Origin of the sequence: Nocardioides astragali (assembly GCF_024436375.1) — a bacterium.
GTDB lineage: Bacteria > Actinomycetota > Actinomycetes > Propionibacteriales > Nocardioidaceae > Nocardioides > Nocardioides astragali.
The window spans coordinates 897,258-903,951 of record NZ_JAFMZM010000002.1 but is presented as its reverse complement, the minus strand read 5'-3'; the positions used below and the strand labels follow the sequence as shown (position 1 = coordinate 903,951).

The following is a 6,694-nucleotide window of genomic DNA, read 5'->3' as shown; positions in this document are numbered from 1 at the left end:
CATACCGAACCCGGAAGTTAAGCCTTTCAGCGCCGATGGTACTGCAACCGAGAGGTTGTGGGAGAGTAGGACGCCGCCGGACATACATTGTGGAAGTGGGGTCACCTTCGGGTGGCCCCACTTTTGCGTTCCCGGGACCCGTCGTCCGCCGCGGGCATCACTCTTGGTGTCCGCGAACTGTCCACAGCGGACGCCTCGGACGGCTTGTCCACGGCCCGTCCGGCAGCCACCTCGAACTGTCGGTGCTCACCATGAAGGTGGGTTCGCAGGAGGTGGACTGTGACCAAGACACAGATGAATGATCAGGCCGACGCCGAGAGCGTAGCCAACGAGGTACGACTGGTGGGCCGGCTGACCGGTGAGCCCGCCATGGTCGAGCTGCCGAGCGGGGACGTGTTGGTGACGTTCCGGATCTCGGTGCCGCGCAGTGTCCGACCTGGGAGCGCGAAACCGGGGAAGGGAACGAGTCAGGGCGTGGACTCCGTGCCGTGCACGGCATGGAGCCCGCGGCTGCGACGCAGCATCCTCACCTGGCGTGCCGGCGACCTGGTGGAGCTCACAGGCGCGGTGAGGTGCCGCTTCTTCCAAGCGGGTGGGGCGACCCGTTCCCGGGTGGAGGTGGAGGCATCGGCCGCCAGGATCATGCGTCGGTCATCGGCCGCATGAGCACGCCGAGGCTGGGCTTCGGCTGGAACGACGTGGCCTTCTCAGGCAGCAGCCCACCCGACTCGACCAGGGCACGCACCTGCTCGAAGTCAGGACTCGGCAACAGCACCGCGGGTGACGTCGGGCTCGAGGCCGTGAGGGCCTCCTCGACGTTGTGGTGGTGCTCGATGCGGTCCACGGGTCGAGGCAGCCGGGGGAGGACGTGATCGTGCAACCACGAGACAGCTGCCTCCCGGTCCAGCCGACCCGGGCTCACGGTGTGCCATTCGGCCCCGTCGGTCAGCACGAGGTGCGTGCTGTCCAGGGCGCTGAGCGCTCGCTGCCGAGGATGCACCGTGACGTCGGCCCCGGCCGCACGCGCTGCCTCCGCCAAGTCGTGGAGCGTCGTCCCCGGAAGAGTCCGGTGGATGGCCCCGAGGAACAGCGGAGTGTCGTCCTGGTCGACGAGCATCGCCAGGCCGGCGTCCCAGGGAGTGCCGGAGTGCTCCTCCTGGAGCCGGAGATAGGCCGCGTAGCGGTGATGGCCGTCGGCCAGCAGCAAGCGGGCGTCGGCGAGCAGCCCGCCGATCCTGGCGAGCACGTCCTCGTCCCGGATCGCCCAGATGCGCTGGCGCTGCCCGGTGCGGTCGAGGTAGCGCCAGTCCGGCTCCGTGCGGCTCACGTCGGAGATCAGCGCGCGCAGCTCGGGGTCGCCGTGGTGGACGAGGAGGATCGGCGCGGGGTTGAGGTCCATCTGGAACATCCGGTCCGCAAGCTCTCCGGCCCGTTCGACGTGGATGGCCTCATGGGGCCACACCGCTCGGTCGGCCATGGTCTCGGCCCGCTGCGACATTTCCAGCGCGCCCACCAGTCCGCGGACCGTCAACCCGCCCGCCGTGTACTCGTGCAGGTAGACCGCCGGCGCTGTGTCCGCGGTGGCTCGCCCTTGGGCGATCCACTGCCTCAGCCGTGCCGCGACGTCGCGGTAGGGTCGCGCCAGGGCTCGCGCGGACGCAGGATCCCCCACACGCCCGGGAGCCAGCATCACGGCCCGGAACGGGCGGAGCTCGAGGGGCTTCGCGACGTACGGCGGCACGACGTCGGCGAGGTCCATCGGAGCATCGTAGGGGGACGAGAGTCCGGATCCGGAAAGGGGTGGAGCATGCTCGAGGAGTCGACGACTCCGATCGTGGAGGCGCACGACCTGGTCATGTTCGACCTGGACGGCGTGGTCTATGTCGGCGGCGACGTCATCGAGGGAGTGGCAGCGCGCATCGAGCGGATCCGGGGGACGGGCAGGCACGTCGCCTTCGTCACCAACAACGCGTCGCGCACACCGGACCAGGTGGCCGAGAAGCTCGTCGGGGTCGGCGTGGCCGCAGCCGGGACTGACGTGGTCACCTCGGCGCAGGCGGCCGCACGCGTGCTGGCCGAACGGCACGGGCAGGGGGCGAGGATCCTGCTGCTCGGCGGTGAGGGTCTGCGGGTGGCGCTGCTCGAGGCGGGCCTCGAGCCGGTCGACGACCCGGACGGCGCTGTCGCCGTGGTGAGCGGCTACGGCCCCGACGTCCGCTGGCGCGAGATCATGCGCGTCTCGACCCTCGTGCGCGACGGTCTCCCCTACGTCGCCAGCAACGCCGACATGACGATCCCGACGGCCTACGGCCTCGCACCCGGGCACGGTGTGCTGGTGCAGACCATCGCCGGCTTCGCCGGGGTGAGGCCCACCGTGGCGGGGAAGCCGGAGAGGCCGCTGATGGAGGAGACCGTGCGGCGAGTGGGCGGGGACCGACCGATCATGGTCGGCGACCGGCTCGACACCGACATCGAGGGGGCGCACGCCATCGACGTACCGTCGCTGCTGGTCCTGACAGGCGTGACCTGGCTGGCCGAGCTCGCTGCGGCCACCCCGGTGCTGCGCCCGACCTACATCTCGCCGACGCTGGCGGGGCTGTTCGAGCCCCATCCCGTCCCCACCGTGACCGCGGATGGTGTCGAGCTGGGTGGCTGGAGTGCAGTGGTCGAAGAGGGACGACTGGCGGTCACGGGACAGGGCAGCGACGCCGACTGGTGGCGGGTGGCCGTGACGGTGTGCTGGCGGCACCTCGACCACGCCGGGAGCGCGCTGGACGTCTCCGACACGACCCCGCCCGGACCGGTCCGGCCGCTCGGTGCCGAGTAGGCTCGCCGCCATGGACCAGGTTAACGACCGCACGGCGCCCGCTGCTGGAGAGCAGGTCGACGAGCAGGCCCACGAGCCCGTCCCCACCTCGCTCTCCGCCCCGGAGATCGAGTCCACCGGGGACGACGCGGTGGACCGGGTCATGGCCGACGTGGCCGCCGTCGCGAACGCCCCGGTGGCCGACCACGTCCAGGTCTTCGAGCGTGCCCACGAACAGCTGCGCCGTGCGCTCGACGCCCAGCCCGAGCCAGCGACCGACGGCGAGCAGGGCGCCTGACCAACCGTGCCCCCACGACGGCTTCGACTCGACCAGGAACTCGTCCGGCGCGGCCTGGCGCGCTCGCGCGAGCACGCCAGTGAGCTCGTCGCCGCGGGGCGGGTCACGGTGTCCGGTGCTCCGGCCACGAAGCCGGCGACGGGCGTGACGACCGACGCGGCGATCGTCGTACGCGACGACCCCGAGTCGGTGGACTACGTGTCGCGTGGCGGGCACAAGCTCGCGGGGGCGCTCGAGGCGTTCGCAGCCCACGGTCTCACCGTCGAGGGCAGACGGTGCCTCGACGCGGGTGCCTCCACCGGGGGATTCACCGACGTGCTGCTGCGCGCAGGCGCCCGTGAGGTGGTCGCGGTGGATGTCGGGTACGGCCAGCTGGCCTGGTCGCTGCAGAGCGACGACCGCGTGCAGGTCCACGACCGCACCAACATCCGCGACCTGACCCTCGATCTCGTCGGGGAGCCGGTGGACCTGGTGGTGGGTGACCTCTCCTTCATCTCCCTGGCGCTCGTGCTCGACCCGCTCCTGTCCGTGACCCGTGACGACGGCGAGCTGGCGCTGATGGTCAAGCCGCAGTTCGAGGTCGGCAAGGACCGGGTCGGCAAGGGAGGCGTGGTGCGTGACCTCGGGCTGCGCGCAGAAGCGGTCACCGCGATCGCCGACCTGGCGGCGGAGCGCGGATGGGGTGCCGTGGCGGTCACGGTGAGCCCGCTGCCCGGGCCGTCGGGCAACGTGGAGTTCTTCCTGCTGCTGCGCCGTGGTCCGGCGGCGATCAGCGCGGACGACATCCGCGACGAGGTGGAGAGGGCGGCCCCATTGGGGGTGGCGGGTGAGAGGGTGGACCCGTGACCGACCAGAGCCCCGTACGCCGCGTGCTGGTGCTGGCGCACACCGGCAGGGTCATGGTGCGCGAGGTGGCACGTGCGTGCGTCCAGTCGCTCCTCGAGCGCGGCATCGTCGTACGCCTGCTGGCGGACGAGGCCGCCGACCTCGGCCTCGACCCGAGCGCGGCCACCGAGGGAATGGTCGAGACGACCAAGCCCGACGACCTGCCCGGCGAGGGTTGTGAGCTGGTGCTGGTCATCGGCGGCGACGGGTCGATCCTCCGCGCGGCGGAGCTGACCCGGGAGACGAGCACCCCGTTGCTGGGCGTCAACCTCGGGCACGTCGGCTTCCTGGCCGAGGCCGAGCAGGAGGACGTCGAGTCCACCATCGCGGCCATCGTCGACCGCGCCTACACAGCCGAGGACCGACTCACGCTCGACGTACGTGTCCTCCAGGGCAAGGAGGTCGTTGCCTCCACGTTCGCGCTCAACGAGGCCAGCGTGGAGAAGGCCTCACGTGAGCGGATGCTCGAGGTGGTCGTCGAGGTCGACGGGCGCCCGTTGTCGCGCTGGGGGTGCGACGGTGTCGTGTGTGCGACGCCCACCGGCTCCACGGCCTACAACTTCAGCGCCGGTGGTCCTGTCGTGTGGCCCGAGGTCGAGGCGCTCCTCATGGTGCCCATCAGCGCGCATGCGCTGTTCGCCCGCCCGATGGTGGTGGCGCCGACGTCGGTGCTGGCCGTCGAGGTGCTGGCCAACACGGAGGGCTCGGGGGTGTTGTGGTGCGACGGCCGCCGCACGGTCGACCTCGCGCCGGGAGCGCGCATCGAGGTACGCCGCGGTGCCCGCCCGGTCCGGCTGGTCCGGCTGCACCAGGCGCCGTTCACCGACCGCCTCGTCGCGAAGTTCGACCTGCCCGTCGAGGGCTGGCGCGGCGCCGCCGAGCGCCGGCGCCGGGACAACGGGGACAACGGGGACAACGGGGACGCCGATGCTTGAGGAGCTGCGGATCAGCTCGCTCGGCGTCATCGACTCCTCGACGCTCGAGCTCGGCCCCGGGCTGACGGTCATCACCGGCGAGACCGGCGCCGGCAAGACCATGGTCGTCACCGCCCTCGGCCTGCTGCTCGGTGGCAGGGCCGACTCGGGCGCCGTCCGCACGGGCGCCAAGCAGGCCCGCGTCGAGGGAGTGGTCTCGACCGGTTCGCTGGCGGACTTCCGCACTGCCGTCGAGCAGTCCGGGGGAGAGGTGGAGGACGACCTGGTCGTGCTGGCACGCAACGTGGCCGCCCAGGGCCGCTCCCGAGCCTGGGTCGGTGGCGCATCGGTTCCCGTGACCACCCTGGCCGAGATCGCCGAGCCGCTGGTGGCGGTGCACGGCCAGTCCGACCAGCATCGCCTGCTCCGGCCGGGGGAGCAGCGCTCGTCCCTCGACCGGTTCGGCGGTGCGGAGCTGGCCGCCACCGCGGAGGCGTACGCCGGCCTGTGGGCCGAGCTTGCCGCGACCGAGCGCACCCTGGCCGAGGTCCTCGGGTCGGCCCGCGAGCGGGCGCGGGAGGCCGACCTGCTGAGGTTCGGCCTCGGTGAGGTGGAGGCCGTGGACCCGAGACCGGGGGAGGACGCGGAGCTCGCGGCCGAGGAGTCACGGCTCGGGTTCGCCGACACCCTCCGCACCGCGGCCGAGCAGGCCCGCGAGGCGCTCTCCAGCGACGAGGGCGCCGCCGACGCGCTCAGCACGACGAGCGCGGCACGGCACGCCCTCGAGGGGGTGCGCGAGCACGACGCGACCGCAGGCGAGCTGGCCGACCGGATCGCCGAGCTCGGACACCTGCTGGTCGACGTAGCCGGCGACGTGGCCTCCTACGCCACGAGCCTGGAGACCGACCCCTCCCGCCTGGCAGCCGTCTCGGAGCGTCGCGCCGCGCTGACCGCGCTCACGCGCAAGTACGGCGAGACCATCGACGAGGTGCTGGCCTGGGCGGAGGACGGCGCCAAGCGGCTGCTCGACCTCGAGGACACCGACGGCCGGATCGCCGAGCTGCAGGCGCGTCGCGACCGGATCCGAGGCGAGCTCGGCAACCTCGCGTCCACGCTCAGCGCCCAACGCGAGGAGGCGGCGACTCGCCTCGGCGCGGCCGTCAGCGAGGAGCTGACGTCACTCGCGATGCCGCACGCCACGGTGACCATCGCGGTCACCCAGCACGAGGCGCCGGCCCCCGAGACCCCGGCCGGGCCGATCCTGCACGTCGGCGGACGCTGGCTACGCGCGGGCTCGCACGGGGTCGACGACGTCGAGTTCCTGCTCGCCGCCAACACCGGGGCCGAGGCCCGGCCGCTGCACAAGGGCGCCTCCGGTGGCGAGCTGTCCCGCGTGATGCTGGCGCTCGAGGTGTCGCTGGCCGAGACCGGCTCGGTGCCGACCTTCGTCTTCGACGAGGTCGACGCAGGCGTCGGCGGCAAGGCGGCCATCGAGGTCGGCCGCCGGCTCGCCGCGCTGGCCAGGACCTCCCAGGTGCTGGTGGTCACACACCTGCCGCAGGTGGCGGCCTACGCCGACCGCCACGTGGTGGTGCACAAGTCGAGCGACGGCTCGGTCACCACCGCCGGCCTGGTCACCCTCGACGAGGCCAGTCGCGAGCAGGAGCTGTCCCGGATGCTGGCCGGCGTCGAGGACTCCGACAGCGCCCGCGCCCACGCACGCGAGCTGCTCGACGCCGCCGCGCCCGAGCGGGCGTGCCTCCCCGAAGGGTCGGGTCGCGGCTGAGACCA

At 72.4% G+C, this 6,694-nt stretch carries 7 protein-coding genes and 1 rRNA gene; 7 read left to right on the top strand and 1 reads right to left on the bottom strand.

Features of this window, described 5'->3' with window-relative positions; all coding sequences use genetic code 11:
• Both rrf and J3P44_RS09175 read left to right on the top strand, forming a co-directional pair.
• Positions 1-82: ribosomal RNA gene (gene rrf, locus J3P44_RS09180) — 5S ribosomal RNA — on the top strand; the annotation flags it as partial.
• 212 nt (positions 83-294) lie between these two features.
• Positions 295-666: a single-stranded DNA-binding protein gene (locus J3P44_RS09175; protein WP_255890030.1), complete on the top strand. Its 372-nt coding sequence runs from the start codon at positions 295-297 to the stop codon at positions 664-666.
• Here J3P44_RS09175 and J3P44_RS09170 read toward each other — a convergent pair.
• Positions 641-1,759, bottom strand: coding sequence for a DUF1015 family protein (locus J3P44_RS09170; protein WP_255890002.1), 1,119 nt, complete (start codon positions 1,757-1,759; stop codon positions 641-643). The two genes, J3P44_RS09175 and J3P44_RS09170, sit on opposite strands and share 26 nt — an antisense overlap.
• 48 nt (positions 1,760-1,807) lie before the next feature.
• On the opposite strand from J3P44_RS09170, the gene J3P44_RS09165 reads away from it, so the two are divergent.
• From J3P44_RS09165 to recN, 5 genes are read left to right on the top strand one after another with little or no spacing between them, the layout of a single operon-like run.
• Positions 1,808-2,827, top strand: coding sequence for an HAD-IIA family hydrolase (locus tag J3P44_RS09165; RefSeq protein ID WP_255890001.1), 1,020 nt, complete (start codon positions 1,808-1,810; stop codon positions 2,825-2,827).
• A gap of 10 nt (positions 2,828-2,837) precedes the next feature.
• Positions 2,838-3,104, top strand: coding sequence for a hypothetical protein (locus J3P44_RS09160; RefSeq protein ID WP_255890000.1), 267 nt, complete (start codon positions 2,838-2,840; stop codon positions 3,102-3,104).
• 6 nt (positions 3,105-3,110) lie between these two features.
• Positions 3,111-3,950, top strand: a complete 840-nt coding sequence (locus tag J3P44_RS09155) for a TlyA family RNA methyltransferase (RefSeq protein WP_255889999.1) — start codon at positions 3,111-3,113, stop codon at positions 3,948-3,950.
• On the top strand, positions 3,947-4,924 hold the full coding sequence (locus J3P44_RS09150) for an NAD kinase (protein WP_255889998.1): 978 nt from the start codon (positions 3,947-3,949) through the stop codon (positions 4,922-4,924). The genes J3P44_RS09155 and J3P44_RS09150 overlap by 4 nt, the downstream gene beginning before the upstream one ends.
• On the top strand, positions 4,917-6,689 hold the full coding sequence (gene recN / locus J3P44_RS09145) for a DNA repair protein RecN (RefSeq protein WP_255889997.1): 1,773 nt from the start codon (positions 4,917-4,919) through the stop codon (positions 6,687-6,689). The genes J3P44_RS09150 and recN overlap by 8 nt, the downstream gene beginning before the upstream one ends.
• Positions 6,690-6,694: the final 5 nt, after the last annotated feature.

Bases quoted from the DNA above. Each gene is read 5' to 3' on its own strand.
- J3P44_RS09175 (WP_255890030.1), top strand. From the start codon at position 295: ATGAATGATCAGGCCGACGCCGAGAGCGTAGCCAACGAGGTACGACTG.
- J3P44_RS09170 (WP_255890002.1), bottom strand. From the start codon at position 1,759: ATGGACCTCGCCGACGTCGTGCCGCCGTACGTCGCGAAGCCCCTCGAG.
- J3P44_RS09165 (WP_255890001.1), top strand. From the start codon at position 1,808: ATGCTCGAGGAGTCGACGACTCCGATCGTGGAGGCGCACGACCTGGTC.
- J3P44_RS09160 (WP_255890000.1), top strand. From the start codon at position 2,838: ATGGACCAGGTTAACGACCGCACGGCGCCCGCTGCTGGAGAGCAGGTC.
- recN (WP_255889997.1), top strand. From the start codon at position 4,917: ATGCTTGAGGAGCTGCGGATCAGCTCGCTCGGCGTCATCGACTCCTCG.